The following is a 255-nucleotide window of genomic DNA, read 5'->3' on the forward strand; positions in this document are numbered from 1 at the left end:
GTGTTTTCGTTAAATCCGTTAATGAGTGAAAAGGTTCCATTCGTTGCAAAAATCAAAGCAAAAACAATGGTTAAATTACTGATTCCCTTCATGTTGGGAACAATACTGGTTTCTATATAATTTCGGATGTCACCTTCTATATTGGACGGGAAAACATTATGCAGCAGAACTTCAAAAATGTAAAACTGAAGTTTGTCGTAGTGCGGCATATACGGCAAAACCGAAAGCAGGAACAGAATAAACGGAAAAAGACTG

Annotated in this window: 1 pseudogene; it reads right to left on the reverse strand. The window is 36.5% G+C overall.

The annotated features are described in order from the left end of the window. Window positions 1-255: pseudogene (locus WFK35_RS23360) on the reverse strand (YihY/virulence factor BrkB family protein); the annotation flags it as partial.

Source organism: Chryseobacterium sp. VD8 (assembly GCF_037149975.1).
GTDB classification, from domain to species: domain Bacteria; phylum Bacteroidota; class Bacteroidia; order Flavobacteriales; family Weeksellaceae; genus Chryseobacterium; species Chryseobacterium indicum.